The sequence below is a fragment of the Nonomuraea bangladeshensis genome (assembly GCF_039529455.1).
GTDB classification, from domain to species: Bacteria; Actinomycetota; Actinomycetes; order Streptosporangiales; family Streptosporangiaceae; genus Nonomuraea; species Nonomuraea bangladeshensis.
In genome coordinates this window covers 741,395-767,166 of the sequence record NZ_BAAAMV010000005.1, presented here as the reverse complement: position 1 = coordinate 767,166, position 25,772 = coordinate 741,395, and the positions used below count along the sequence as shown (strand labels likewise).

22 protein-coding genes and 1 tRNA gene are annotated in these 25,772 nt (G+C 68.7%); 10 read left to right on the top strand and 13 right to left on the bottom strand.

Annotated elements, in window-relative coordinates; all coding sequences use genetic code 11:
- Window positions 1–2,611 (top strand): DNA-directed RNA polymerase subunit beta (gene rpoB / locus ABD292_RS19510; protein ID WP_344209064.1); only part of this gene is annotated, 2,611 nt, incomplete at its 5' end.
- A gap of 6 nt (window positions 2,612–2,617) precedes the next feature.
- Here the strand turns inward: rpoB and ABD292_RS19505 are convergent.
- Window positions 2,618–3,025: a winged helix-turn-helix transcriptional regulator gene (locus ABD292_RS19505; protein ID WP_344209062.1), complete on the bottom strand. Its 408-nt coding sequence runs from the start codon at window positions 3,023–3,025 to the stop codon at window positions 2,618–2,620.
- 81 nt (window positions 3,026–3,106) lie between these two features.
- On the opposite strand from ABD292_RS19505, the gene ABD292_RS19500 reads away from it, so the two are divergent.
- Entirely contained in the window at window positions 3,107–3,988 is an 882-nt protein-coding gene (locus tag ABD292_RS19500; RefSeq protein ID WP_344209060.1) for an NAD(P)H-binding protein, read from the top strand.
- Between the two features lie 5 nt (window positions 3,989–3,993).
- Here ABD292_RS19500 and ABD292_RS19495 read toward each other — a convergent pair whose 3' ends face one another.
- The 12 genes from ABD292_RS19495 to dnaA form a co-directional block, all read right to left on the bottom strand.
- Window positions 3,994–5,070 (bottom strand): CU044_5270 family protein, encoded by a 1,077-nt coding sequence (locus tag ABD292_RS19495; protein WP_344209058.1) that lies wholly within the window; start codon window positions 5,068–5,070, stop codon window positions 3,994–3,996.
- A complete protein-coding gene (locus ABD292_RS19490) occupies window positions 5,067–5,588 on the bottom strand; it encodes a SigE family RNA polymerase sigma factor (protein ID WP_344209056.1) in 522 nt (173 codons plus the stop codon). Before ABD292_RS19490 ends, ABD292_RS19495 begins: the two co-directional genes overlap by 4 nt.
- Before the next feature lie 76 nt (window positions 5,589–5,664).
- Window positions 5,665–6,786, bottom strand: coding sequence for a WD40 repeat domain-containing protein (locus ABD292_RS19485; RefSeq protein WP_344209054.1), 1,122 nt, complete (start codon window positions 6,784–6,786; stop codon window positions 5,665–5,667).
- A gap of 140 nt (window positions 6,787–6,926) precedes the next feature.
- Window positions 6,927–7,000 (bottom strand) — tRNA-Ile (locus tag ABD292_RS19480).
- Window positions 7,001–7,150: 150 nt separating this feature from the next.
- The gene (locus ABD292_RS19475) at window positions 7,151–7,843 is read right to left on the bottom strand and encodes a DUF3566 domain-containing protein (RefSeq protein ID WP_344209052.1); all 693 of its coding nucleotides are present in this window, start codon (window positions 7,841–7,843) and stop codon (window positions 7,151–7,153) included.
- Between the two features lie 3 nt (window positions 7,844–7,846).
- Window positions 7,847–10,345, bottom strand: coding sequence for a DNA gyrase subunit A (gene gyrA / locus ABD292_RS19470; RefSeq protein ID WP_344209050.1), 2,499 nt, complete (start codon window positions 10,343–10,345; stop codon window positions 7,847–7,849).
- Window positions 10,346–10,357: 12 nt separating this feature from the next.
- Window positions 10,358–12,304 (bottom strand): DNA topoisomerase (ATP-hydrolyzing) subunit B, encoded by a 1,947-nt coding sequence (gene gyrB / locus ABD292_RS19465; protein WP_344209048.1) that lies wholly within the window; start codon window positions 12,302–12,304, stop codon window positions 10,358–10,360.
- A 304-nt stretch (window positions 12,305–12,608) separates the two neighbouring features.
- Entirely contained in the window at window positions 12,609–13,118 is a 510-nt protein-coding gene (locus tag ABD292_RS19460; RefSeq protein ID WP_344209046.1) for a DciA family protein, read from the bottom strand.
- Window positions 13,108–14,352, bottom strand: a complete 1,245-nt coding sequence (gene recF, locus ABD292_RS19455) for a DNA replication/repair protein RecF (RefSeq protein ID WP_344209044.1) — start codon at window positions 14,350–14,352, stop codon at window positions 13,108–13,110. Before recF ends, ABD292_RS19460 begins: the two co-directional genes overlap by 11 nt.
- A 195-nt stretch (window positions 14,353–14,547) precedes the next feature.
- Entirely contained in the window at window positions 14,548–15,492 is a 945-nt protein-coding gene (gene gnd, locus ABD292_RS19450; RefSeq protein WP_344209042.1) for a phosphogluconate dehydrogenase (NAD(+)-dependent, decarboxylating), read from the bottom strand.
- Window positions 15,493–15,542: 50 nt separating this feature from the next.
- Complete coding sequence (dnaN, locus tag ABD292_RS19445) at window positions 15,543–16,682, bottom strand: DNA polymerase III subunit beta (protein ID WP_344209040.1); 1,140 nt, start codon at window positions 16,680–16,682, stop codon at window positions 15,543–15,545.
- Between the two features lie 536 nt (window positions 16,683–17,218).
- On the bottom strand, window positions 17,219–18,811 hold the full coding sequence (dnaA, locus tag ABD292_RS19440) for a chromosomal replication initiator protein DnaA (RefSeq protein WP_344209038.1): 1,593 nt from the start codon (window positions 18,809–18,811) through the stop codon (window positions 17,219–17,221).
- Between the two features lie 456 nt (window positions 18,812–19,267).
- On the opposite strand from dnaA, the gene rpmH reads away from it, so the two are divergent.
- From rpmH to ABD292_RS19400, 8 genes are all read left to right on the top strand, one after another.
- On the top strand, window positions 19,268–19,405 hold the full coding sequence (gene rpmH, locus ABD292_RS19435; RefSeq protein ID WP_020547366.1) for a 50S ribosomal protein L34: 138 nt from the start codon (window positions 19,268–19,270) through the stop codon (window positions 19,403–19,405).
- An 83-nt stretch (window positions 19,406–19,488) separates the two neighbouring features.
- Window positions 19,489–19,830: a ribonuclease P protein component gene (gene rnpA, locus ABD292_RS19430; protein ID WP_371248729.1), complete on the top strand. Its 342-nt coding sequence runs from the start codon at window positions 19,489–19,491 to the stop codon at window positions 19,828–19,830.
- Window positions 19,827–20,105 carry a membrane protein insertion efficiency factor YidD gene (yidD, locus tag ABD292_RS19425; protein ID WP_084685948.1) on the top strand — a complete coding sequence of 93 codons (279 nt, stop codon included), beginning with the start codon at window positions 19,827–19,829 and terminating at the stop codon, window positions 20,103–20,105. Before rnpA ends, yidD begins: the two co-directional genes overlap by 4 nt.
- 4 nt (window positions 20,106–20,109) lie before the next feature.
- Window positions 20,110–21,033 carry a membrane protein insertase YidC gene (gene yidC, locus ABD292_RS19420; protein WP_344209035.1) on the top strand — a complete coding sequence of 308 codons (924 nt, stop codon included), beginning with the start codon at window positions 20,110–20,112 and terminating at the stop codon, window positions 21,031–21,033.
- Between the two features lie 20 nt (window positions 21,034–21,053).
- On the top strand, window positions 21,054–21,542 hold the full coding sequence (locus tag ABD292_RS19415; protein ID WP_344209118.1) for a Jag family protein: 489 nt from the start codon (window positions 21,054–21,056) through the stop codon (window positions 21,540–21,542).
- Window positions 21,543–21,831: 289 nt separating this feature from the next.
- On the top strand, window positions 21,832–22,503 hold the full coding sequence (gene rsmG / locus ABD292_RS19410; RefSeq protein WP_344209033.1) for a 16S rRNA (guanine(527)-N(7))-methyltransferase RsmG: 672 nt from the start codon (window positions 21,832–21,834) through the stop codon (window positions 22,501–22,503).
- Window positions 22,504–22,640: 137 nt separating this feature from the next.
- Complete coding sequence (locus tag ABD292_RS19405) at window positions 22,641–23,576, top strand: ParA family protein (protein WP_344209031.1); 936 nt, start codon at window positions 22,641–22,643, stop codon at window positions 23,574–23,576.
- Window positions 23,577–24,582: 1,006 nt separating this feature from the next.
- Window positions 24,583–25,563, top strand: coding sequence for a ParB/RepB/Spo0J family partition protein (locus ABD292_RS19400; RefSeq protein ID WP_344209029.1), 981 nt, complete (start codon window positions 24,583–24,585; stop codon window positions 25,561–25,563).
- Window positions 25,564–25,772 lie beyond the last annotated feature (209 nt).

The window sequence follows — 25,772 nt, the reverse complement described above, 5'->3', positions numbered from 1 at the left end:
CAAGCGGTACGACCTGGCGAAGGTGGGCCGCTACAAGATCAACAAGAAGCTCGGGGTCGACGCGGAGATCACGCAGGGCACCCTGACCGAAGAGGACATCGTCGCCACGATCGAGTACATCGTCCGGTTGCACGCCGGCGAGGAGTCGATGCCGGGGGCCAACGGTGAGGTGATCGTCGAGATCGACGACATCGACCATCTCGGCAACCGGCGGGTCCGGAACGTGGGGGAGCTGATCCAGAACCAGGTGCGCCTGGGTCTGGCCCGCATGGAGCGGGTGGTCCGGGAGCGGATGACGACGCAGGACGTCGAGGCGATCACGCCGCAGACCCTGATCAACATCCGGCCGGTCGTGGCGTCGATGAAGGAGTTCTTCGGCACCTCGCAGCTGTCGCAGTTCATGGACCAGACCAATCCCCTGACCGGGCTGACGCATCGCCGGCGCCTGTCCGCCATCGGACCGGGCGGCCTGTCCAAGGAACGGGCGGGCGTCGAGATGCGTGACGTCCATCCGTCCCACTACGGCCGGATGTGCCCGATCGAGACCCCCGAGGGCCCGAGCATCGGCCTCATCGGCTACCTCGCCTGTTTCGCCCGGCTCAACGCGTTCGGCTTCATCGAGACGCCCTACCGCAAGGTCGTCGACGGCCGGGTCACCGAGCAGATCGACTACCTGACCGCCGACGAGGAGGACAAATACGTCATCGCCCAGGCGAACTCCCCTCTCTCGGCGGACGGCGGCTTCGCCGAGCCGCGGGTGATGGCCCGCACGAAGGGCGGCGAGGCCGAGTACGTCCGCGGCCACGACGTGCACTACATGGACGTCTCGCCGCGTCAGATGGTGTCGGTGGCGACGGCGATGATCCCGTTCCTGGAGCACGACGACGCCAACCGCGCGCTCATGGGCGCGAACATGATGCGCCAGTCCGTCCCGCTGTTGCGGAGCGAGGCGCCGTTCGTCGGCACCGGCATGGAGTACCGCGCCGCCACGGACACGGGTGACCTGGTGCTGGCCGCCAAGGCCGGGGTGGTCGAGGAGGTCTGCGCCGACTACGTCACGGTCAGGAACGACGACGGCACCGGCACGACGTACCGGCTGGCGACGTTCAGGCACTCGAACCAGGGCACGAGTTTCAACCAGAAGCCGATCGTGGACGAGGGCGAGCGGGTGGAGGCCCGCCAGGTCATCGCGGACGGCCCCTCCACGGAGGGCGGTGAGCTGGCGCTGGGCAAGAACCTGCTGGTGGCGTTCATGCCGTGGGAGGGCTACAACTACGAGGACGCCATCGTGCTGTCCCAGCGCCTGGTGCAGGACGACGTGCTGTCGTCGATCCACATCGAGGAGCACGAGGTCGACGCCCGCGACACCAAGCTGGGCCCCGAGGAGATCTCCCGCGACATCCCCAACGTCTCCGAGGAGGTGCTGGCCGACCTCGACGAGCGCGGCATCATCCGCATCGGCGCCGACGTGGTGACCGGCGACATCCTGGTCGGCAAGGTCACCCCGAAGGGCGAGACCGAGCTGACCCCGGAGGAGCGGCTGCTTCGCGCGATCTTCGGCGAGAAGGCCCGCGAGGTGCGCGACACCTCGCTGAAGGTGCCGCACGGCGAGTCCGGCAAGGTCATCGGCGTCCGGGTGTTCTCCCGCGAGGAGGGCGACGAGCTTCCGCCGGGCGTCAACGAGCTGGTCCGCGTCTACGTCGCGCAGAAGCGCAAGATCACCGACGGCGACAAGCTGGCCGGCCGGCACGGCAACAAGGGCGTCATCTCCAAGATCCTGCCCGTGGAGGACATGCCGTTCCTGGAGGACGGCACCCCGGTCGACATCATCCTCAACCCGCTGGCCGTCCCCGGCCGGATGAACGTCGGGCAGGTGCTGGAGACGCATCTGGGCTGGATCGTCGCCCAGGGGTGGGACCTCTCCGGCGTCGAGGAGGCGTGGGCCGAGCACCTGCGCGACAAGGGCTTCGGCCAGGTCGAGCCGCGCACCAACGTCGCCACCCCGGTCTTCGACGGCGCGCACGAGGAGCAGATCCTCGGCCTCCTCGACAACACCGTGCCCAACCGCGACGGCGAACGCCTGGTGGGACGGAACGGCAAGGCCATGCTCTTCGACGGCCGCAGCGGCGAGCCGTTCCCCTACCCCATCGCCGTCGGCTACATGTACATCCTCAAGCTGAACCACCTGGTCGACGACAAGATCCACGCCCGCTCGACCGGCCCGTACTCCATGATCACCCAGCAGCCGCTCGGCGGTAAGGCCCAGTTCGGCGGCCAGCGCTTCGGCGAGATGGAGGTGTGGGCGCTGGAGGCGTACGGCGCCGCCCACGCGCTCCAGGAGCAGCTCACGATCAAGTCCGACGACGTGGTCGGCCGGGTGAAGGTCTACGAGGCCATCGTCAAGGGCGAGAACGTCCCCGAGCCGGGCATCCCGGAGTCCTTCAAGGTGCTCATCAAGGAGATGCAGTCGCTGTGCCTCAACGTCGAGGTGCTCTCCAGCGACGGCAGGTCCATCGAGATGCGCGACACCGACGAGGACGTCTTCCGCGCCGCCGAGGAGCTCGGCATCGACCTGTCCCGGCGCGAGCCGAGCAGCGTGGAGGAGGTCTGAGCCGCGTTACGGGTGCTGCTGGTCCCAGCGGGTGCGGGCGGCGGCGACGGCGTCCTTGTGCTCGCGGGACCAGTCGGCGAGCGCGGACACCATGCCCGCCAGGCTTCTCCCCATGTCGGTGAGCCGGTAGTCGGTCTGCGGCGGGACGGTCGGATAGAGCGTGCGTTCGACCAGCCCGTCGCGGCACAGCCGTTTCGTGGTCAGCGTGAGCATCCGCTGCGAGATGCCGGGGATCGCGCGTTCCAGCTCACGGAAGCGGCGCGTTCCCTTGGCCAGCTCGACCAGCACCAGCACGGTCCACCGATCGCCGAGGCGGTCGAGCACGTCGCGGATCCCGCAGTCGTCATCGCCACACGGCCCGGTGGGGGCTGAGCCGTTGACCTGCGGGATTACCGCCGTGTTCGTCACTGACACGAAAGTGCCTCCTTACGGTGCCGCGGCCGGGCGCGGATGATCGGTCACGTTCTGATCCAGATCAACATCGGGGAGCACCGAATGATTCTCGTGACCGGCGTCTCCGGCGGGCTCGGCGGCCTGATCCACCGCGGCCTGTCGGCCCTGGACGGCCTTGAGGTGGCGGGCGGCACCCGCTCGGGCGACGGGGTGACCGCCCGCCGGATCGACTTCGACGACCCGGCCTCGCTCGCCGCCGGCTTCCACGGCGTGGACGTCCTCGTGTTCGTCTCGGCCGGGTACGCCGAGGACGACGTGGTGCTCGCCCGCCACGGCGCCGTGGTGGACGCGGCCGAGGCCGCGGGCGTCCGGCACGTCGTCTACACCAGCCTCGCGGGGTCGGGCGAGCTGCTGACCCTCGCGCTGCCGCACCGCTGGACCGAGGCGCGCCTCGCCGCGGCCTCGTTCGAGGTGACGATCCTGCGCAACGGCCTGTACGCCGAGGTCGCGGCCGGGCCGGCCATGCTGGGCGCCGCGGCGGCCGCCGAGACCGGCGTGTTCGCGGCCGCGCTCGGGGCCGGGCGGATGTCGGCGGTGGCGCGGGAGGACCTGGCCGACGTCGCCGTCCGGGTGGCGGCGGAGATCCAGGGTGACCTCACGGCGGGCCGCTGCAGCCGGCACGCGGGCCGGACGTACGAGCTGGAGGGCGTCGAGGCGGTCGGCGGCGACGACCTCGCCGAGGCGCTGGCCGGCGTGCTGGGCCGGCCGGTCAGCTACCGGCCGATCCCGCTGTCCGCCGCCCGCGAGGCGCTGACCGGCCTCGGCCTGGAGCCCTACCAGGTCACGCACACGCTCTCGACCTTCTCCAACGTCATCGCCGGCAACCTCCAGGCCCGGGGGAGCGACCTGCCCGCCCTCCTGCCCGCCCGGCCCCGTCCGGTACGCGACCAGATCCTCCTGTCCCTGGCGGCAGCCCCTGAATGACCCGCTCACGGGCCGAGGCAGGACTTCCCGACCTGCTGGACGCACCCTTCGGGCAGCCGGGGTGCCTCGCCGGTCCAGCCGTGCTTCCTGATCACGTCAGCAGAGGCCAGGTCACCGACCTTCAGGCCGGTGCGTGCGGGCAGTGGCTCGGCCACCAGGGACGTCATCCCGAGCACGTCACCGCTGGCGCGATCGATCACTAGCCGCCGCTCCAGCGGGTCGCGGTCGATCCTGCGGACGACGGCCAGGCCGCTGCGCCCTTCGGCGTCCTTGGCCTCGTCCACGAGCCGTGCGCCAGGCAGCGCGGCCATCATGCGCAGGACGGCCGCCCGCACGGCGGGCGGGGTGGGCAGCTGTGTGAGCAACCTCTCGCCCGTCAGCCACAACAGGTCCTGCTCCGAGAGCTGGTTGACCTGAGCGCCGGGACTGGGCGGATCCAGGCTGCCTTGGCTCCGCAGGGTCCGCAGCAGCTCCGCTTCGAGCCGCTGCGGATCCTGCGGCAGCGCGAGGAGCTGAGGACGGGTCAACGAGACCGAGCCGAACTCGGAGTCCTTCGGGAACCAGTAGTCCGTCCTGCCACGCCGGTCCTCGACGCCTGTGCAACCCACCACGAAACCGCACAGGGCGGGCGCACCCGCCGCACGCCACTTCCGTTCGTCTGCGGTCGTCACGGGCCGGGTCTGGAGCGGCGTGGTCGCCACGACGGGGCCGCGGGGAGTCGCCCAGTAGACCCTGCGGGCACGCTCCTCGATGTTGTACGTCTGCTTGGACGGCCGTCCCCTCGTCAGGGTCTCCACCTCGCTGCGCCAGTATTCACGCGGCTGCTCGACCCGCCTCGCCAGCGCGTCCACGACAGCGGTGAACCCTCCAGGAGCCGCGGGCTGCCGCGACCAGGAGGGGACGATCGCGACCGCGCCCAGCACCACCGCGACGGAGGCGGCCGCCAGCATCGGCAGCACCAGGAAACTCCGGCGCGGCCGGGCCACGACAGGAGCCGCGACGCCCTTCAGGCTCTCCGGGGACACCAGCTCCGCGCCGGCGGTGAACGCGTCGCGGAGGCGGTCCTCGACGTTACGGGTCATCGCTCCTCCTGCAGTTTCCCCGCGAGCACCTTCAGCGCCCGGGATGCCGTCGATTTGACCGTTCCGCGGCTGACCCCCATCACCTGGGCGATCTCCGCCTCCGACAGGTCGAGGTAGAACCGCAGCACCAGCACCTCGCGCTGGCGTCGCGGCAGAGCCCGCACGGCCAGGAACACCTCTCGCCGGGTCTCCCCGAGCAACGCCGCCGCCTCCGCCGACCAGAAGGGAACTTCACGGTGACCGCGGAACCGCCCGACGACCGCCCTGCGCCGCAGCACCATCCGGCACCCGTTGACCACGGCCGTACGCAGGTACGGCAGCAACTGCCCCCGGTCGGCGAGCCGGCTCCACCTGCGGTACACCTCGGCGAAAGCGTCCTGGGCCACGTCCTCGGCGGTCTCCTGGTCGCCGACCAGCAGGAACGCCAGGCGCACCAGTGCGAGGCGGTGAGCGAGGAACAACTCCGTCACGGCCGTGTCGGCCGCGCCGGGCGGCGGATGGACTGTCTCGGATCTCATGCCATCTACATGCACAAGTCCCCTGGGAGGTTGCGTCACGCCGCCGATCGAGCGTCCCGCTCAGGCAGTTCGTCGCTCAGCCGGTGGAGCTTCGAGCGCCCAGGCTCCAGATCCGGATGGTCCCGTCCCCGCCGCTGGAGACGACGACAGGGGTTCCGTCGCTGCGTCGGCCGGTCGCCAGGGCGGAGATCGGAAGGGTGTGCCCGGCGACGGGTTCGCCGAGGCGCTCCCCGGTGTCCAGGTCCCACATCAGCAGGTTGCCGGCGTCGTCGCCGGAGACGATGACGGGGGAGCCGTCACCCCGCCGCCCGACCACCACCTCGACGTCGCCACGGCTCGGGGTTTCGATGGACTTGCCGATCGGTCTGCCGGTGTCCAGGTTCCAGATCCGGATCCAGCTCGGTGGCGTGCCGCCGTCCTCGTCGGGACCGGACGGGATGTCGCCGGAGACGGCCACCGGAGTGCCGTCGCTGCGTTTACCCAGGGCAAGCCCTTCCACCAGGCAGATGCCACAGCGGCTGAGAGATTTGCTGAGGGGCTTGCCGGTGTTCATGCTCCAGATGCGCGCCCTGCCGTTGGTCGCGCCCGTGACGAACACCGGGGTGCCGTCGCTGCGCTTGCCGGTGACCAACTGGGTGACCGTGAAGGCGAAGGGGTTCACGGCCGGTTTGCCGATGAGCTTCCCCGTGTCCAGGTTCCAGATCTCGACATCCCGGGTCAAAGCGTCGCCGCTGGAGACGATGACCGGGGTGCCGTCAGTGCGCTTCCCGGTCGTCACCGCATAGACCAGGCTCGATTTGAGCGGCTTGCCGAGCGGCTTTCCCGTGTCGAGGTTCCAGATCCGGATGTCGTCGGCGGCGGCGGAGACGATGACCGGGGTCCCGTCGCTGCGCCTGCCGACGGCGACATCGTAGATCTCGCCCTTGTGCCCCCTGAGGGGCTTCCCGAGAGCCTTGCCGGTGTCCAGGCTCCAGATCCGCACGGTCCTGTCGTCCCCGGCGGAGACGATGACCGGGGTCCCGTCGCTGCGCCTGCCCACGGCCACCGTCTCGACCGCGCCTGTGTGGCCTTTCAGCGGTTTGCCGAGGGGCGCAGCCGGCGCGGAGGCGCGGCGGACATCGGCGGTCGCCCGTCCTGCCGGCGGACCCAGCGGCCCGATGATCAGCAGCGCTCCCGCTGCGACGGCCAGCGCCTTCACCTTCACCGGCACCGTCCGGCCGCCCATGTCCGCTCCATCGCCAGGAAGCTGTGATCTTCGATTCACGAAACCCTAGCGGCACATCCGGACAACGCAAAAGGCCGCCTCCGAAGATCGGAGAGCGGCCTTTACCAACTGGGTGGGGCTACCAGGACTTGAACCTGGGACCTCTTCCTTATCAGGGAAGCGCTCTAACCGACTGAGCTATAGCCCCGCTGCACACCGAACCGTATCGCATCCATGGTGTGGAGGCGAACCGGTTGCGCGGACGAGGAAAAGCTTACCGCGTCCGGAGAGCTGCTCGCGCCGTCCCCGGCCCCGGCGGGCCCGGGAGGGACGGCGCGAGCGGCCTTCCACGTACGCGCTATTCGGCCTCGCTGAAGGTCACCTCGACGCCCCCGACGAGGTCGGAGGAGATGTTGTAGATGACCGCTCCCAGCGTGGAGAGCGCGGTGATCAGCACGACGTTGACCGCGCCGATCAGGGCCGTGTAGCCGAGGATGCGCACCGGCTCGAACCACGAGGCGATGTCGATCGGGATCGAGCTCTGGCCCTGCTCACCCTGGCCGAGCTGGTTGACCAGGTCCACGATGCTGTCGAACACACCGAGGGCCTGCAGCACGCCGTAGAGCACGGCCACGGCCACGAACAGCACCACGAAGCACACCAGCGACACCACGAAGCTGAACTTCATGGCCGACCACGGCTCGATGCGCCGCAGGACCAGGTGGGCCTTACGGGGCAGCCGGTTGCCGCCGGAGTTGGAGGAGTTCTTCTTGTTCTTGCCACCCGTCAGCTCCACCTGCGGCGGAGCCTCGGTGGCCAGCGACGGGCGGGCGCGCATGCCGTCGTTACGGTTGCCGTCGACCGGCGCGCCGGGCGCCTGGGAGCGCTGCTGTGGTTCGTCCTTGGTCGGGACGGCCTTGCCCTGCGCGGGCGAGGTGGTGTCCTGACCGTCGTCGACCGGGTTGAAAATCTCGGTTTCTCCGGGCTTTTTCGGCTGCTGTCCGTTACCCGAAGCCGCCTGGGTCCTGGCGGGGCCACCCTGGGCGCTCATGGACTACTCTCCTCCCCCGTCTTCATCACTGTCCACCGAAGTCTCCATGGACTCCGCGTTCCGGGCGAGGGCAACCACGCTGTCGCCTTCAGCGAGATTCATCAATCGAACTCCCATGGTCTGACGGCCGGACTGCTTGATCTCGCCGGCACTCGTCCGGATCACACCGCCGGCGGACGTGATCGCGAAGACCTCGTCCTCAGGGTTGACCATGACGGCTCCAACCAGCTTGCCACGGGAACTCACGATCTTCGCCGTCAGCACCCCTCTACCGCCACGGCCTTGAACCGGATACTGCTCCACTGGCGTCCGTTTTGCGTACCCTGCCTTCGTGGCGATAAGCACGTCTTGACCGTCGGCCATGCGATTCATGGCGAGAAGTTCGTCGCCTTCGAGGAACCTCATGCCGATCACGCCGCTGGTGGCCCGGCCCATGGGCCGGAGCGCCTCGTCGGAGGCCGTGAACCTGATGGCCTGCGCCCCCTTGGACACCAGCAGCAGGTCGTCGGTCTCGGAGACCAGACGGGCTCCGATGACCTCGTCGTCCTCCCGCAGGTTGATCGCGATCAGACCGCCGGACCTGGGGGAGTCGTACTCCGACAGGCGGGTCTTCTTGACCAGGCCGCTGCGGGTGGCCAGGACGAGGTAGGGCGCGACGTCGTAGTCGCGCAGGTCGAGAACCTCCATGACTGTTTCGTCGGGCTGCATGGCCAAAAGGTTCGCAAGATGCATGCCCCGGGCGTCACGGGCGCCCTCGGGCAGCTCGTACGCCTTGACCCGGTAGACCCGGCCCTTGTTCGTGAAGAACAGCAGCCAGTGGTGGGTGGTCGTGACGAAGAAGTGGTCGACGATGTCGTCCTGGCGCAGCTGAGCGCCGCGAACGCCCTTGCCGCCCCGCTTCTGGGCGCGGTAGGAGTCGGTCTTGGTGCGCTTGGCGTAGCCGCCGCGGGTGATGGTGACGACGATCTCGTCCTCGGCGATGAGGTCCTCGATCGACATGTCGCCGTCGTAGGCGATGATCTCGGTCTTCCGCTCGTCGCCGTAGCGGCCGACGACCTCGGCGAGCTCCTCGTTGATGATCTCCCGCTGGCGGGCCTCGCTGGCCAGGATCGCGTTGTACTCGGCGATCTGCGTCATGAGGGAGTCGTACTCGTCCTGGATCGCCTGGCGCTCCAGGGCGGCGAGCTTGCGCAGCTGCATGTCGAGGATGGCCTGCGCCTGGACCTCGTCGATCTCCAGCAGCGACATGAGGCCCTGCTGGGCGTGCGCGGCGGAGTCCGAGGCCCGGATGAGGGCGATGACGTCGTCGAGCCGCTCCAGGGCCCTCAGCAGGCCGCGCAGGATGTGGGCGCGCTCCTCGGCCTTGCGCAGGAGGTAGCGGGTGCGCCGGACGATGACCTCGATCTGGTGGGCCACGTAGTGCCGGATGAACTGGTCGAGGCGCAGCGTGCGCGGCACGCCGTCGACCAGGGCCAGCATGTTGGCACCGAAGGTGTCCTGGAGCTGGGTGTGCTTGTAGAGGTTGTTGAGCACGACCTTGGCGACGGCGTCCCGCTTGAGGACGATCACCAGGCGCTGGCCGACCCGGGAGGAGCTCTCGTCGCGTACGTCGGCGATGCCGGTGAGCTTGCCCTCGCGGACCAGCTCGGCGATCTTCAGCGCGAGGTTGTCGGGGTTGACCTGGTAGGGCAGCTCGGTGACGACCAGCGCCTGCCGGCCCTTCTCCTCCTCGACCTCGACCACGGCCCGCATCGTGATCGAGCCGCGGCCGGTGCGGTAGGCGTCCTCGATGCCGCGCCGGCCGACGATGAGCGCCTTGGTGGGGAAGTCGGGGCCCTTGACCAGCCTGATCGACGCTTCGAGCAGCTCGTCGTCGGTGGCCTCGGGGTTCTCCAGCGCCCACTTGACCGCCGCGGCGACCTCGCGCAGGTTGTGCGGCGGGATGTTGGTGGCCATGCCGACCGCGATGCCGCCCGAGCCGTTGACGAGGAGCTGCGGGAAGCGCGCCGGGAGGACGTCGGGCTCCTGGGACTTGCCGTCGTAGTTGGGACGGAAGTCGACGGTGTCCTTGTCGATGTCGCGCAGCATCTCCATGGCGATGGGCGCGAGCTTGCACTCGGTGTAGCGCATCGCCGCCGCGGGGTCGTTGCCCGGCGAGCCGAAGTTGCCCTGGCCGTCGACCAGCGGGTAGCGCAGCGACCACGACTGGGCGAGGCGGACCAGCGCGTCGTAGATGGAGGTGTCGCCGTGGGGGTGGTAGGTGCCCATCACGTCACCGACGACGCGGGCGCACTTGAAGTAGCCGCGGTCGGGGCGGTAGCCCCCGTCGTACATCGCGTACAGCACCCGCCGGTGAACGGGCTTGAGGCCGTCGCGCACGTCCGGCAGCGCTCTGGACACGATGACCGACATCGCGTAGTCCATGTAGCTGCGCTGCATCTCGGACTGGATGTCCACCGGTTCGATGCGGTCAGCCGGGGGAGTGGTGTTCACGTCCGTCACAGGTGAAATTCCTTAAACGTCGAGGAAGCGCACGTCACGGGCGTTTCGGATGATGAAGTCGCGCCGCGCCTCCACGTCCTCGCCCATGAGCACGCTGAACAGGTCGTCGGCCTGCGCCGCGTCGTCGAGTGTGACCAGCCGCAGCAACCGGGTCGCCGGGTTCATCGTGGTCTCCCAGAGCTGTCCGGCGTTCATCTCGCCGAGGCCCTTGAAGCGCTGCACGTTGTCGCGGGGCCGGGGGTCGGGCTTGCCGTTGGCGATGCCCTCGGCGATGACCGCGTCCCGCTCGGGGTCGGAGTAGGCGTAGGAGGCGTCCTCGCCCTTCCTGTCCCACTTGATCTTGTACAGCGGCGGGCAGGACAGGTAGACGTGCCCGGCCTCGATCAGCGGCCGCATGAACCGGAACAGCAGCGTCAGCAGCAGCGTGTTGATGTGCTGGCCGTCGACGTCGGCGTCGGCCATCAGGATGACCTTGTGGTAGCGCAGCTTGCCGATGTCGAACTCGTCGTGCACGCCGGTGCCGAGCGCGGTGATGAGCGCCTGCACCTCGTTGTTCTTCAGGACCTTGTCGATCCGCGCCTTCTCGACGTTGAGGATCTTGCCGCGGATGGGCAGGATCGCCTGGAAGCGCGAGTCGCGGCCGCCCTTGGCCGAGCCGCCGGCCGAGTCGCCCTCGACGATGAACAGCTCGCACTTCTCCGGGTCGTTCCACTGGCAGTCGGCCAGCTTGCCCGGCAGGCCGCTGCCGGACTCCAGGAGCGACTTGCGCCGGGTGAGGTCGCGGGCCTGGCGGGCGGCAATGCGCGCGCGCGAGGCCTGCAGCGACTTGCTGATGATGTCCTTGGCCTCGCCGGGGTTGCGCTCCAGCCAGTCGCGCAGGTGGTCGTTGCACGCCTTCTGGACGAACGACTTCGCCTCGGTGTTGCCCAGCTTGGTCTTGGTCTGGCCCTCGAACTGCGGGTCGGACAGCTTGACCGAGATGATCGCGGTCAGGCCCTCGCGGACGTCCTCGCCGGAGAGGTTGTCGTCCTTGCCCTCCTTGAGGAACTTCTGCTCGCGCGCGTAGCGGTTGACGATGGACGTCAACGCCGCGCGGAAGCCCTCCTCGTGGGTGCCGCCCTCAGCCGTGTTGATCATGTTGGCGAACGTGTAGACCGACTCCGAGTAGGAGTTGTTCCACTGCATCGCGATCTCGACCGCGATGCCGTCGCCCTCCTCCTCGAAGGCGATGATCGACGCGTGCGCCGGCTCCTTCTTGGCGTTGAGGTGCTTGACGAAGTCGGACAGGCCGCCCTCGTAGTGGTAGGTGACGGTGTGCGGCCCGTCGCCGTTGACGTGGTCGGGCCGCTCGTCCGTGAACGTGATGACGAGACCCTTGTTGAGGAACGCCGTCTCCTGGAAGCGCCGCGAGAGCGTCTCGTAGTTCCAGGTGGTGGTCTCGAAGACGTCGGGGTCGGGCCAGAACGTGATCGTGGTGCCGGTCTCGTCGGTGCCCTCGCCCTTGGCGAGCGGCGCGACGGGCTTGGAGTGCTCGAAACGCTGGCGCCAGTAGTGGCCGTTCTGCTTGATCTCGACGTCCATGGCGGTCGACAGCGCGTTGACGACGGCCGAGCCGACGCCGTGCAGGCCGCCGGAGACGGCGTAGGCCTGGCTGTCGAACTTGCCGCCGGCGTGCAGCGTGGTCAGCACGACCTCGACCGCGGAGCGCTTCTCCACAGGGTGGATGCCCGTGGGGATGCCGCGGCCGTCGTCGACCACCCGGACGCCGTTGTCGGCGAGCAGCGTGATCTCGATGCGGTTGGCGTAGCCGGCCAGGGCCTCGTCCACCGCGTTGTCCACGATCTCGTAGACAAGGTGGTGCAGGCCGCGCTCGCCGGTCGAGCCGATATACATACCCGGGCGCTTGCGAACCGCCTCAAGCCCTTCGAGTACGGTGATTGAGCTAGCGTCGTAGGACAACTGCGAAATCCTCCTGCCGCGGACACGCGGCGGGGGAGGCGATCGTGTTGCGAAGCTGCCCCTGCCGTGCCCGTCACCGTCGTGAGTGCCCCGATGCGCGGTCACCCAGGGGAGTCGGCTTGCTGCCGGGGTGACACGCAAGCGGACGTGTCCGGAATCCTTTTTCATTCTACCGCTTCCGGAGCCCCGTGGTGGCAATGAACGCGCCTGTGGTCGCCTCTAGCTCGTTTTGCCCCCCAGGCCAGCATCCCCCCTCCGGAAAGGGGGCTTATCGCGTCTGGGGGCTTTCTGATCGCCCCGGCGCCTAACCGTAGGTGTCCCCCGGACCTCGGCTTCCGGTCACCCGCAAACCCCCTGATGGACGCGGTGCGTTCTGCGGCCCCCTGACCTTGACCTTCGTGACCGTGCCCTCGCCGAGCTCCTCGTTGAGCCTGCGTACGAGGGTGCGCGCGAGCAGCCGGACCTGCGTCGCCCAGGCCGTCGAGTCGGCCAGGATCAGCACCTCGCCGTCCTCGAACGAGTCGGGCTTGGTGTGGGCGGCGAGGTCGGGGCCCACGATCTCGGGCCAGCGCCCGAACACGCCTCCGACGGCCGCCGAACGCTCCCAGCCGCGGTCGGCCAGCAGGTCGGCTATCGCCCGTCCGAAAAGCTGGGGGTCGCCGGCCTCCCTGCGCGGGCCGCCCCCGCGCCGCCGGGGCTCGCGGCGGGGGAGCTGGCCGCGCTTGGCCGCGTCGGCCTTGGCCTGGGCGAGCTTCTCCCTGGCCATGGCCACCCCTCTGGCCGTACGGGCGGTCGGGTTGTCCTCATCTGACACGGGTCACACTCCCCTCCAGCACGTCGAACCTGGCGCCCGAGAGCTCCTTGGGCACGTCGTCGGGCACGGCTGCGGTGATCAGCACCTGCTCGGCGGGCGCCACCATCTCGGCCAGCCGGCGCCGGCGCTGGCTGTCGAGCTCGGCGAAGACGTCGTCGAGGATCAGCACGGGGTCGCCGCCGTCGGCCCGCAGCAGGTCGTAGGCGGCCAGCCGCAGCGCCAGCGCGAACGACCACGACTCCCCGTGGCTGGCGTAGCCGCGGGCGGGCAGCTCGCCCAGGCCGAGGACCAGGTCGTCGCGGTGGGGGCCGACGAGCGTGACGCCCCGCTCCAGCTCCGACTGGCGGACTTCCAATAGCCGCTCCCGCAGACGCTCTTCAAGGGTTTTCCCCAAGTCTGTGGATAACGTCTGTGTATCGAAAGATCCCCGCTCACCGGGGAATTCGCCCCCCTGACCCCCCTCGTCGTCGTCCCCACCTGTGGACAACGTGCTGCGATAGGCCAGCGTCGCGGGGGCGCTGGACGGGGCCAGCGCCGCATAGGAGCCGGCGACCAGGGGACGCAGCGCCTCGATCAGCTCCAGCCGCGCCTTCAGCAGCTCGGCCCCATGCCTGGCGAGGTGGGCGTCCCACACCTCCAGCGTGCTCAGGACGTCGCCCGCGCCCGCGGCGGCGAACGCGGTGTCGCTCTCCTGCCTGCGGGCGCCACGGCTGCCCCTGCGGGCCTGTGCGGCCGTGCGCAGCAGGGCGCCGCGCTGCTTCAGCACCCGGTCGTAGTCGGCGCGCACGCCGGCGAACCTGGGCGCCCTGGCCACCAGCAGGTCGTCGAGGAAGCGGCGGCGCTCGGACGGGTCGCCCTTGGACAGCGCGAGGTCCTCGGGGGCGAACAGCACCGTGCGCAGCAGCCCCACGACGTCGCGGGCCCGGGAGACGGGCGAGCGGTTGAGCCGCGCGCGGTTGGCCCGGCCCGGGTTGATCTCCAGCTCGATCAGCGCCCGCCGGTCGTCCCTCTGGACGGCGCAGCGCACGATCGCCCTGGCGGCCCCCTGGCGGACGAGGGGCGCATCGGTCGCCACCCGGTGGCTGGAGTGCGTCGCGACGTAGCCGAGGGCCTCGACCAGGTTGGTCTTGCCCTGGCCGTTGGGACCCACGAACGCCGTGACGCCCGGCTCCAGGCCGAGCTCCACGGAGGCGTAGGACCGGAAGTCGGTCAGCGAGAGGTGGGCGACGTGCACCTCAAAGAGGTTAGTCGGCCTCGCGCGCCGCTGGGTTCACCGGCGTGCGGTCTGTGGAAAACCTCCCGCCGCCGGGGGGTCACCCGTGGAGGCGCGACCGTGCGCCGACCTGTACGCAGGTCCGTGCACAGCCTGTGGAGGCACAGCCTGTGGAGGCACAGCCTGTGGAGGCGCGGCCTGTGGAGGCGCGCGCCTTCAGCGGTCGGTCTCCTTGGGCGGGTTGACGTCCGCGCCCGGCGCGTCGGCGCCCTTGGCGGTGCTGCCCTCGGTCGCGGTGATCGCGTGGCCGCCGAACTGGTTGCGCAGCGCGGCCACGACCTTCATCGCGGGGGAGTCGTCCTGGCGCGAGGCGAACCTGGCGTAGAGGGCGGCGGTGATGACCGGCAGCGGCACCGCGTGGTCGACGGCGGCCTGGACGGTCCAGCGGCCCTCGCCGGAGTCCTGGGCGTAGCCGCGGAGCTGGTCGAGGCGCTCGTCGTCGTCGAGGGCCCGGACCAGCAGGTCGAGCAGCCAGGAGCGGATGACGGTGCCGGTGCGCCAGCTCGAGAAGGAGCCGCGCACGTCCTTGACGACGTCGGAGGCCTCCAGCAGCTCCCAGCCCTCGGCGAAGGCCTGCATCATGCCGTATTCGATGCCGTTGTGGACCATCTTCGCGAAGTGGCCGGCTCCGACGTCGCCCGCGTGGACGAAGCCGTCCTCGCCCTCGGGCTTGAGCGTCTCGAAGATCGGCATCAGCCGGTCGACGTGCTCCTTGTCGCCACCGCACATGAGCGCGTAGCCGTTCTCGAGGCCCCACACGCCGCCGCTCACGCCGCAGTCGACGAAGCCGATGCCCTTCTTGGCCAGCTCGGCGGCGTGCTTCTGGTCGTCCACATAGTGGGAGTTGCCGCCGTCGACGACGATGTCGCCCTCGTCGAGGAGCTCGCCCAGATCGTCCACGGTGGACTGTGTGGGCTTGCCCGCCGGCACCATGACCCAGACGACGCGTGGCGTCTCCAGGCGCTCCACGAGGCCCTTCAGGCTCTCGACGTCGCTGATCGAGGGATCACGGTCGTAGCCGACGACGTCGTGACCCCCGCGGCGCAGGCGCTCGGCCATGTTGCCGCCCATCTTGCCCAGTCCCACCATGCCGATCTGCATGACTTTTTCCCTACCCCCTCGTCAGGTTTTCATCATCCCCGATGGCAGGATCAGCCTGACAGGCGGATGGGCATGATCAGGTATCGGTAGTCCGTGGTGACGCCGTCCTCCACAGGTTTGCCACCGGTGAGGATAGCGGGCTTCGTGGACGTGGTCATCTGGAGCCTGGCGATGTCGGAGTCGATCGCGCCGAGACCCTCCAGCAGGAACTGGTGGTTGAAGGCGATGTTCATCTCCTCGCCCTCGTAGTCCACAGGCAGGGCCTCGACGGCCTGGGCCTCGTCGCCGCTGCCGGCCTCCAGCACGACCTCGCCGCTGCGGAACGCCAGCCGTACCGGGGTGTTGCGCTCGGCGACGAGCGCCACGCGCTTGACCGCCTCGACGAACGGGCCTGTGGACAGGTCGGCGCGCGCGGAGAACTCGGTGGGGAGCAGCGAGCGGTACTTCGGGAACTCGGGGTCGAGCAGGCGCGTGGTGGTGCGGCGGCCGGCGCTGGAGAAGCCGATCATGCCCTCGCCGGTGCCACCGGCGGAGCTGAGCGCGATCTCGACCTCGGCGCCGGTGCTGCCGAGCGCCTTCGCGGTGTCGGCGAGCGTCTTGCCGGGGATCATCGCGACGGCGGAGAAGTCGGGCTGGTCCGGCTGCCACTTCAGCTCGCGTACGGCGAGCCGGTAGCGGTCGGTGGCGGCGAGGGTCACCGTGTCGCCGTCGATCTCCATGCGGACGCCGGTGAGCATCGGCAGGGTGTCGTCACGCCCGGCGGCGACGGCCACCTGGGACACGGCCGAGGCGAACACGTCGCTGCCGACCCGGCCCGCGGCCGGCGGCATGGCCGGCAGGGACGGGTAGTCCTCCACAGGCATGGTGAGGAGGGTGAACCGCGCGCTGCCACAGGTGACGACCGCCTTGGCGCCGTCGACCACGAAGTCCACAGGCTGTGCGGGAAGGGCGCGGGTGATCTCGGCGAGCAGCTTGCCCGAGACCAGGACGACACCGGCCTCCCCGGTCTGCAGCTCCAGCGTCACCTGGGCGGAGACCTCGTAGTCGAAGCCGGAGAGCTTCAGCTGCTGGTCGTCGGTGACCTCCAGGCGCATGCCCGCGAGGACGGGCACCGACGGGCGCGCCGGGAGGCTGCGTGCCGTCCAGGCCACCGCCTCGGCGAGTACGTCTCGCTCGATCCGGAACATCACGGTGATCGGCCTCCTGGGTCTGTCGTTGATTCGAGGATCCACTCTCCCGCACTCGCGCTCCGGGAGAAGCCCAACTATGGGTCTTTGAGTTTCTTAGTAAGAGATAGAAGAGGTCATCACACTAGGGGCTGTGGAAACTGTGGACAACCAGCCTTCGCCCTGGTCAGCGGCCCTGAATTCATCCACCGAGGCTGTGTGTGAAGCCTGGGGGTAACTGGGGGCGCCTGGGGACGGCGAAACTTCGCCCACAGGCTGTCCCCAGATCATGGTCGCTTCATCCACGGGAAACCCGGGGTTATCCACGATGTTTCCACAGGTTATCCACGGGGTAGAAGAGGCCCTTCTGGGGCCCCAGATCGGTTGTGCACACGCTGTCCACACGTTATCCACGGACCGTCCCCAGGTTTCCCCCAGATGTCCCCAGGTTTGTCCCCAGCCCTTGTGGGCGGATTTTTCGCGGCATTGCCGGGCACCGAGGGGCCTCGAATCGACGTTTCCGCTGCTCCACAGTGTTTTCCACAGGCTGTGCATAACGTTCAGGACCCGCGCTGTGTCTGCTTGATGCGTATTGTCAGCTCGTTGACCTGGTTGTACATCGACTTGCGCTCCGCGATCAGCGACCGGATCTTCCGCTCGGCGTGCATCACCGTCGTGTGGTCACGACCGCCGAACTGCTGGCCGATCTTCGGCAGCGACAGCTCCGTCAGCTCCCGCGCGAGATACATGGCGATCTGCCGGGCGTTGACGAGCGCCCGGCTGCGCGAGGTGCCGCACAGGTCGTCGATGCTGATGCCGAAGTAGTTGGCGGTCTCGCTCATGATCGCCGCGATGGTGATCTCGGTGTCGGACTCCGAGGTGATGAGGTCCTTCAGCACCACCTCGGCGAGCTGCAGGTCGACGCCCTGCCTGTTGAGGCTGGCGAACGCGGTGACCCTGATCAGCGCGCCCTCCAGCTCCCGGATGTTGGTGGAGATGCGGCTGGCGATGTACTCCAGCACCTCGGGCGGCGCGGCCAGGCCCTCCTGGATGGCCTTCTTCCTGAGGATGGCGATGCGCGTCTCCAGCTCGGGCGGCTGGACGTCGGTGATCAGGCCCCACTCGAAGCGGTTGCGCAGCCGGTCCTCCAGGGTGATCAGCTGCTTCGGCGCGCGGTCGCTGGAGATGACGATCTGCTTGTTGGCGTTGTGGAGGGTGTTGAAGGTGTGGAAGAACTCCTCCTGCGTCTGCTCCTTGCCCTCCAGGAACTGGATGTCGTCGACGAGCAGGATGTCGATCGCCCGGTAGCGGCCGCGGAAGCCGTCGGCCTTGTGGTCGCGGATGCTGTTGATGAAGTCGTTGGTGAACTCCTCGGAGCTCACGTAGCGCACCCGGGCGCCGTCGTAGAGGCTCTGCGCGTAATGCCCGATCGCGTGCAGCAGGTGGGTCTTCCCCAGCCCCGAGTCGCCGTAGATGAACAGCGGGTTGTACGCCTTCGCCGGCGATTCCGCGACGGCCACCGCGGCCGCGTGCGCGAACCGGTTGCTGGCGCCGATGACGAAAGTCTCGAATGTGTACTTCTGGTTGAGCCGGGCGGGTTCGCTGGGTTTGCTGCTCTTTGCTTCCCACCGATTCGGCGCCGGCTCCGGCGTTTTCTCCACAGGCGGTGTGCCGGCCGGTGCGTACGACTGCGCCTGTTCAAAAGCGAAGCCCTGCTGTGGATATTCGGTGGACGAACGCTCCGGCTCGGGCTGTGGAGAATAGAACTGCGGAGGCTCGGAAGCCTGCTGGGCCTGCGGTTGAAGGTGCTGTGTGAAACGCGGCTGGTTCTCCACACCTTGGGGATAACTCGAAGCCACAGGCTGTTGATGAACGTCCACGACGGGCTGCTCGGGGGCCGTCGTGTCGATCATCACCGCCAGCCGCATCGTCCGGCCGAGCTCCTGGGACAGCGCGTGCGCGACGAGCGGGCGCAGCTTGCCCTCGATGAGGTCCTTGAGGAAGTCGTTGGGGACGCCGAGCACGATCGTGTCGTTGGCCAGGGCGATCGGGCGCACCATCGACAGCCACGTACGCTGCTGGATCGGCACGTTCTCGTTGAGGAAGTTGCCCAGGGCCCTCGCCCATACCGTGCCGAGGTCGACACTGCTCACAGTGCGGTTCCCCCTCCTCCCTCTCGCGGCCTCCGCGGTCGTTCATCCACATGCCGGCGGTCGCTGACGATCTTCGGACGCCTTTGTCCACAGCCGGGGAGGCGAGCGTCACGCTCGGTTCCTCCACAGGATCTCCACATGTTGTGCACAGTGGCGCTACCGTGTTACCGCCGCTCCAGAAGGGCCGACAGTAACTCTGTGCACAGCTGTGTTCAAGGCGTTGTCCACAGCCTAGTGGCACCTGAGTGCACATACTGTGGACGTGTGCGGCCTGGGGAAAACTCGCCTGTGGATTGGTGGACAACCCGCCCGGTTTGACCTGGGAGGGCCTTGGCCCGTAACGTACGACGGTCGGCTTGTCACGCGACGGCTATTTCGCGTGCCCTCGCTTTCCTGGCAGGCCATCCTGTGTGTGTACCGCGCCCGCCGGGCGCACCAATGACCTGGAGCCCACCCGTGAGCAAGCGTACTTTCCAGCCGAACAACCGTCGCCGCGCGAAGACCCACGGCTTCCGGCTGCGGATGCGCACCCGGGCCGGCCGCGCCATCCTGGCCTCCCGCCGCCGCAAGGGCCGCGAGAAGCTGTCGGCCTGACCGTCCCGCGCCTGATAGTCGGCCCGCCGGTGAATCTCGCCGGCGGGCGATAGGCATATACGGTGCTGTCCAGGCAATCCCGCATGCGGCGCGGGGAGGATTTCGAGGCGGCCGTGCGGCGCGGCAAGCGCGCGGGTCGCCCCACTTTGGTGGTGCATTTTCGCGTTTCCGGGGAAGAGCCACCCCTGGTGGGTTTCGTGGTGAGCAAGGCCGTAGGCGGCGCTGTCACCCGGAACAAGGTCAAACGACGGCTCCGACACCTCATGCGGGAGCGTCTTGACCGGCTGCCGGGAGGTAGCCTGCTTGTGGTACGCGCCAATCCACCGGCCGCGTCCGCGCGATTCGAGCACCTGGCCGCCGAGCTCGACGCCGCGCTGGATCGTTTGCTCAGGCGGCGCGATGCCTCGACGGGTGGACAGAGATGACGGAGCAGGTGCACGAGGTGCCGAGCGTCGCGGCTCGGGTGCTGATCGTCCCGATCCGGTTCTATCGGGCGTTCATCAGCCCGCTGCTCGGCCCGCGCTGCCGTTTCTATCCGTCGTGCAGTGCGTACGGCCTCGAGGCGATCGCCACGCATGGTGCGTTGCGTGGCATCTGGCTGACTGTCCGGCGCATCGGGCGGTGCCACCCATTCCATCCCGGAGGTATAGACCCGGTGCCCCCACGCCCGGTCCGGTCTCACGAAACGCAAGGGAGATAGCTCGGTGGAGCTGTCCTGGCTCAATTGGCTGTACACAGCCGTCGCCCAAGTCATCACCTGGATTCACAGTGCGTACAGCACGTTCCTCGATCCGAACAGCGGCTTGACGTGGGCGCTCACCATCATCACGCTGACGATCTTCATGAGGATCCTGATCTTCCCGCTGTTCCTCAAGCAGATGCGGTCGTCGCGGAAGATGCAGGAGCTGGCGCCGAAGGTCCAGGAGCTCCGCAAGCGTTACAAGAACGACAAGCAGCGCATGAACCAGGAGGTCATGGCGCTGTACCAGGGAGCCGGGGCCAACCCGCTCGGCGGCTGCCTCCCCGTCGTCGCCCAGTTCCCGATCTTCATCTCGATGTTCACCGTCCTCCGGGCGATCGCGGCGGACGAGGCGAAGTTCGGCATGACGCAGGAGCTGGTCGACAGCGCCAAGCACGCGCTCATCCTGGGCGCCCCGCTGCCCGCGACGTTCTTCGAGGCGCCCACGGCGATGCAGAAGGTCGTCATCGGTTTCTTCGTCGCGATCAGCTCGCTGACCACGTTCCTCACCGTCCGGCAGAGCGTGACCCGCTCCATGGCCCAGATGCCGGACAACCCCATGGCGCAGCAGCAGAAGATCCTGATGTACATCTCGCCGCTGTTCGCCTTCTTCAGCCTGAACTTCCCCCTCGGCCTGATCCTCTACTGGGTCACCACCAACCTGTGGACGCTCGGCCAGCAGCACTGGTTCTACAGCCGGCACCCGATGCCGCAGTTCGACGCCAAGGGCAACGCGATCCCCGTGGAGCCGAAGCAGGGCCTGATCGCCAAGATCCGCAAGACGCCTCCGGAGGAGCAGGCCCCTCCGGCCCCGCCGGAGCCTAAGATCATCAGGCAGCAGCCGAGCCGCCAGCCTCGCAGCAAGCGCACCGGCAGCAAGAAGTCGTGACCACGAAGGAGAGGCCGGCCATGACCGAGGCCGAGCAGAAGAATGCTCCTGATCTCGCCGCCCTGGAGCAGGAGGGCGAGATCGCTGCCGACTACGTCGAGGGGCTTCTCGACATCGCCGACATCGACGGCGACATTGACATGGACGTCGAGGGCGACCGCGCGCTCGTCTCCGTCGTCGGGCTCAAGGGCAACGAGCTGGTGGGCCCCGGGGGAGAGGTCCTGGAGGCGCTGCAGGAGCTGACCCGCCTGGCCGTGCACCGCCAGACGGGCGAGCGCTCGCGGCTGATGCTCGACGTCGGCGGCTACCGGGAGCGCCGGCGCGCCGAGCTGACCAAGCTCGGCACCGAGATCGCCAACCAGGTCAAGGAGCGCGGCGAGCCCAAGTCGCTGCAGCCGATGACCCCGTTCGAGCGCAAGATCGTCCACGACGCGGTGGCCGCCGCCGGGCTCAGCAGCGAGTCCGAGGGCGAGGAGCCCAACCGCTACGTGGTGGTTCTGCCCGCCTGATCCTCCGCTTCGTCGCGGCCGTCTGCCCCGCCCCCTGGCGAGCGGCAGGCGGCCGTTCTCTTTTATCCTGGTACGTACCTCCGCCAGCCTCATTGCGGTGATGTCAGCACGTACGTCCCCATGCTGCCGGTCCGTCCGCCGCGGCCGGCGGCGTGCTCGAAGGTCACCCTGAGAGCGGCCCGCTAGTCTTCCTTTGTGATCGCCCGATTAGCCTGGGGACGTGGAAGCTCCCCGCGGGGACGGTCACGCCCGGCCACGACACCAGCACCCGAGAAAGGGCCTCCAACCAGTGAGCGATGAGCTGCCGGCGCCGCCGGACATAGCGCGGGACGTCTTCGCCGGGGAGGCTTGGGATCGCGCCAACGCGTTCGCCGAGCTGCTGGCGGGGCCCGGCGTGGTCCGCGGGCTGCTGGGGCCGCGGGAGGTGCCGCGGATCTGGGACCGCCATCTGCTCAACTGCGCGGTCGTCGCCGAGGCCGTGCCCGCCGACGTCGAGCTGGTCGACATCGGCTCCGGTGCCGGGCTGCCGGGGCTCGTGCTGGCGATCGTCCGGCCGGACATCCGGGTCACGCTGCTGGAGCCGCTGCTGCGCCGTACCGTGTTCCTGGAGGAGAGCGTCGCGACGCTCAAGCTCGGCAACGTGGAGGTGCTGCGCGGCCGGGCGGAGGAGCTGGCCGGCAAGCGCGTCTTCGACGTCGCCAGCGCCCGCGCGGTCGCGCCGCTCGACCGGCTGCTGACGTGGGCGATGCCGCTGCTGCGCGAGGGCGGCGAGCTCATCGCCATGAAGGGGGAGCGGGCGGCCGGTGAGCTGGCCGAGGCCGAAGCCCAATTGCGCGCCAGCGGAGCCCGAACGGCCGAGCTTGTGACCGTCGGGCGCGGTAAGGTCGAGCCGCCTGCAACACTGGTTCGGGTGGTAGCGGGTCGCGCGCCGGAGCGAGCCGGGCGGCGACGGAGGAGGTGACGGTTGTGCCAGTCGCGTCAAGCGGTCTCGGATGGCCGGACCGTCGTCAGCCTTCGAGTCCCACCGGGGTTGGCTGGCCCGAAATGGGCGTGTCGCGACAGCAAATTCCCGGCACCGGCACACCATCGGTTGAAAGGATGGCCATCGTGACCCAGACCCCCCTGAACCCCGGTGATTCGCCGTTGGTACGAGAGGCGCTCAGCTCAGTGGTTTCACGTGAAACATCCGCACCCCCGACGGCTGCTCAGGCTGGAGACGGGCCCGGCGCGGGCGACGCCGGCTGGCCCCGCCCGGCGAAGACACGGGTGATCGCGGTAGCCAACCAGAAGGGCGGCGTCGGCAAGACCACCACGTCGGTGAACATCGCGGCCGCGCTCTCGATGCACGGCCAGCGGGTGCTCGTGGTGGACCTGGACCCGCAGGGCAACGCCTCCACCGCCCTCGCCACCGAGCACCGTGGTGACGTGCCGGACGTTTACCAGGTGCTGGTGGACGACCTGCCCATGGCGGACATCGTCAAGCAGGTGCCCGAGATGCCCAACCTCTACTGCGCACCCGCCACCATCGATCTCGCCGGGGCCGAGATCGAGCTGGTGTCGCTGGTCGCGCGGGAGGCACGGCTGCGGCGGGCGCTGACGGCGTACGACGCGATCGAGCTGGACTACATCATCATCGACTGCCCGCCGTCGCTCGGCCTGCTCACCGTCAACGCGTTGGTGGCCGCGGACGAGGTCATGATTCCCATCCAGTGCGAGTACTACGCGCTGGAAGGGCTCGGCCAGCTCCTCCGGAACGTCGACCTCATCAAGGTCCACCTGAACCCGACGCTGCGGCTGTCCACGATCGTCCTGACGATGTACGACGGGCGGACCCGCCTCGCGTCGCAGGTGGCGGAGGAGGTGCGGTCCCACTTCGGGGAGACGGTGCTGAACACGGTGATCCCGCGGAGCGTGCGGCTGTCAGAGGCGCCCAGCTATGGGCAGTCGGTGATGACGTACGATCCGGGGTCCAGTGGGGCGATGGCTTACATGGATGCGGCCCGGGAGATCGCCTACCGCGCTACGGTCGCCTGAATGCTTTGCCCTGGCGCCTGAGCCGGTTCGGGGTGGTGACGTTGGGTCGGCTGTGATTCTCTGAGTCGGCGCACTCATCGACTCTGAGGCTCACAGCCGCCATCGCAGTCGCGTGCCGTGCCATCCCGTCAGTAGCCCTTGCTGTGCTCGCTCCCGTCGCGACCATCACAGCCCACGCCACTCGATCGGTGGGCGGATCCACTTCGCCTCTGTTGCCGTCCCAACAGGAGGCAGAACTCGTATACGACGGACGGCGAGGCGCTTCGCGGTGAGGCTGGGCATCGCGACCCGCACCCACCGATGAAGCACCGCGCCCGGTTCCGCTGGCAGCCACCGCAGGCAGTGTCGAAGGTGACCACTGCGTCAGCTTCGCCGCCACCGCTGCCGCTCCGGAGCGCATTCACCCTTCCGCGACGTGCCCCCTCACAACCTCAGGTGCGTCCCTCGACATACCCGATCAGGTCAGCGATCTGAGACCGGCACCTGCGCGACGCTGACTCCTGCAACCGCACGCCGCCCGCTTAACCGGCCTCAATCACCGACCGAGCTACAGCTCCCGTCGAGCAGAGGACTCCAAAGCAGCGAAGCTGAACCGAGCCCAGCCGTATCGAGCCAGGTGGCGTCCAGCTCAGCCGCCGGCGCCGCCCCACCGCCTACCATCGACCGCACCCAGCCGGCAGGGCGCCGGACACCACCCACCCCGTGTGATTCTGATGGCTGGGGGCCCGCAGACGTTCTCCTGTGCGGGCGACCTTCGATCTGGGGGCTTGCTATCAAGAGGATTCGCCCACCTGAGCGACCGACTTCGCGCCGATCAGTCTTCTCCGTTCCTTCCCTATAGGCGCTTGGTGGGGGAGTGGCGCGAGGGCGGGCAGGGTTGGGCGAGTTTGTGGGTGTGTTGGGGCAAATCCGCCGGACGGTGTGTGGCGAGGAGGCACTCGGCGACGCTCGCAACGGTAACCTCTCCTGAGGTGACCGGAATCGGTTGGGTGGATGAGGAGACGCAGTGAGTCAGCAGCGGCGGGGATTGGGCAAGGGGCTCGGGGCGCTCATCCCGACCGGTCCCATTGTTGACGGCCCCGGGATGGCGACGGCGACCGCCCCGGCCAACGGCAACGGCACGCCCACGGCGGGTGAGGCCGGCCCGAAGCCGATCGCCGGCGCGTATTTCAAGGAGGTCGCGCTCAAGGCGATCGTCCCCAACCCGCGTCAGCCGCGTGACGTCTTCGACGAGGAGCGGCTGGAGGAGCTGGCCGCTTCCATCCGTGAAGTGGGGCTGCTGCAGCCGATCGTGGTCCGGCCGGTGGGTGGTGGTGAGTACGAGCTCATCATGGGGGAGCGGCGTTGGCGGGCGTGTCAGAAGGCGGGGCTCGACTCAGTACCCGCGATCGTCCGCAACACGCAGGACACCGACCTTCTCCGTGATGCCCTCATCGAGAACCTGCAACGGGAGCAGCTGAACGCGCTCGAAGAGGCGGCGGCTTATCAGCAACTGCTTGACGACTTCCAGGCGACGCACGAGCAGCTGGCCGCGAAGGTGGGTCGCTCGCGCTCGCATATCACCAACACCCTTCGGCTCCTGAACCTGCCGCCGGAAGTCCAGCCCAAGGTCGCCGCCGGTCTCATCAGCGCAGGGCATGCGCGCGCGCTGCTAGGGCTCAGCTCGGCTGAGGAGCAGATCACGCTGGCCAAGCGGATCGTCGCAGAGCTCCTGTCGGTGCGGGCGGTGGAGGAAATCGTCGCCATGGGGAGCGCCAAGGCGGCGAAGGGGCCGGCCCGGGAGCGTCCGGTCGCCAAGCCCACCGCTCCCGGCCTCACCCATCTCGCCGATCGCCTCTCCGATCACTTCGAGACGAAGGTGAAGGTGGATCTCGGCCGGAGGAAGGGGCGGATCGTGGTCGAGTTCGCCACGATCGACGATCTGGAGCGGATCATCGGGACGATGGCTCCGGAGGCGGTCCGGGCGATGCGCGAGGCCGAGGAGTAAGGACGCCACCACTTGTATCTGTCGCTGTTTCACGTGAAACACCGCAGTCGTCAGCCCCGGCTCCCGATGCGTTCGGAAGTCGGGGCTGACGGCTTTTAAGGATGAGGCGCGGATGGTGTCAACGACTGTCGGGTTGGGTTGAGGGTGAGGGAGGGACTGGTTTCACGTGAAACATAGGCGGCTGCCTTCCGAGTGCTAGCCTTTCGGCG

Bases quoted from the DNA above. Each gene is read 5' to 3' on its own strand.
- ABD292_RS19500 (WP_344209060.1), top strand. From the start codon at position 3,107: ATGATTCTCGTGACCGGCGTCTCCGGCGGGCTCGGCGGCCTGATCCAC.
- ABD292_RS19495 (WP_344209058.1), bottom strand. From the start codon at position 5,070: ATGACCCGTAACGTCGAGGACCGCCTCCGCGACGCGTTCACCGCCGGC.
- ABD292_RS19490 (WP_344209056.1), bottom strand. From the start codon at position 5,588: ATGAGATCCGAGACAGTCCATCCGCCGCCCGGCGCGGCCGACACGGCC.
- ABD292_RS19475 (WP_344209052.1), bottom strand. From the start codon at position 7,843: ATGAGCGCCCAGGGTGGCCCCGCCAGGACCCAGGCGGCTTCGGGTAAC.
- gnd (WP_344209042.1), bottom strand. From the start codon at position 15,492: ATGCAGATCGGCATGGTGGGACTGGGCAAGATGGGCGGCAACATGGCC.
- rnpA (WP_371248729.1), top strand. From the start codon at position 19,489: ATGCGGCGCGGGGAGGATTTCGAGGCGGCCGTGCGGCGCGGCAAGCGC.
- yidD (WP_084685948.1), top strand. From the start codon at position 19,827: ATGACGGAGCAGGTGCACGAGGTGCCGAGCGTCGCGGCTCGGGTGCTG.
- ABD292_RS19415 (WP_344209118.1), top strand. From the start codon at position 21,054: ATGACCGAGGCCGAGCAGAAGAATGCTCCTGATCTCGCCGCCCTGGAG.
- ABD292_RS19405 (WP_344209031.1), top strand. From the start codon at position 22,641: ATGGCCATCGTGACCCAGACCCCCCTGAACCCCGGTGATTCGCCGTTG.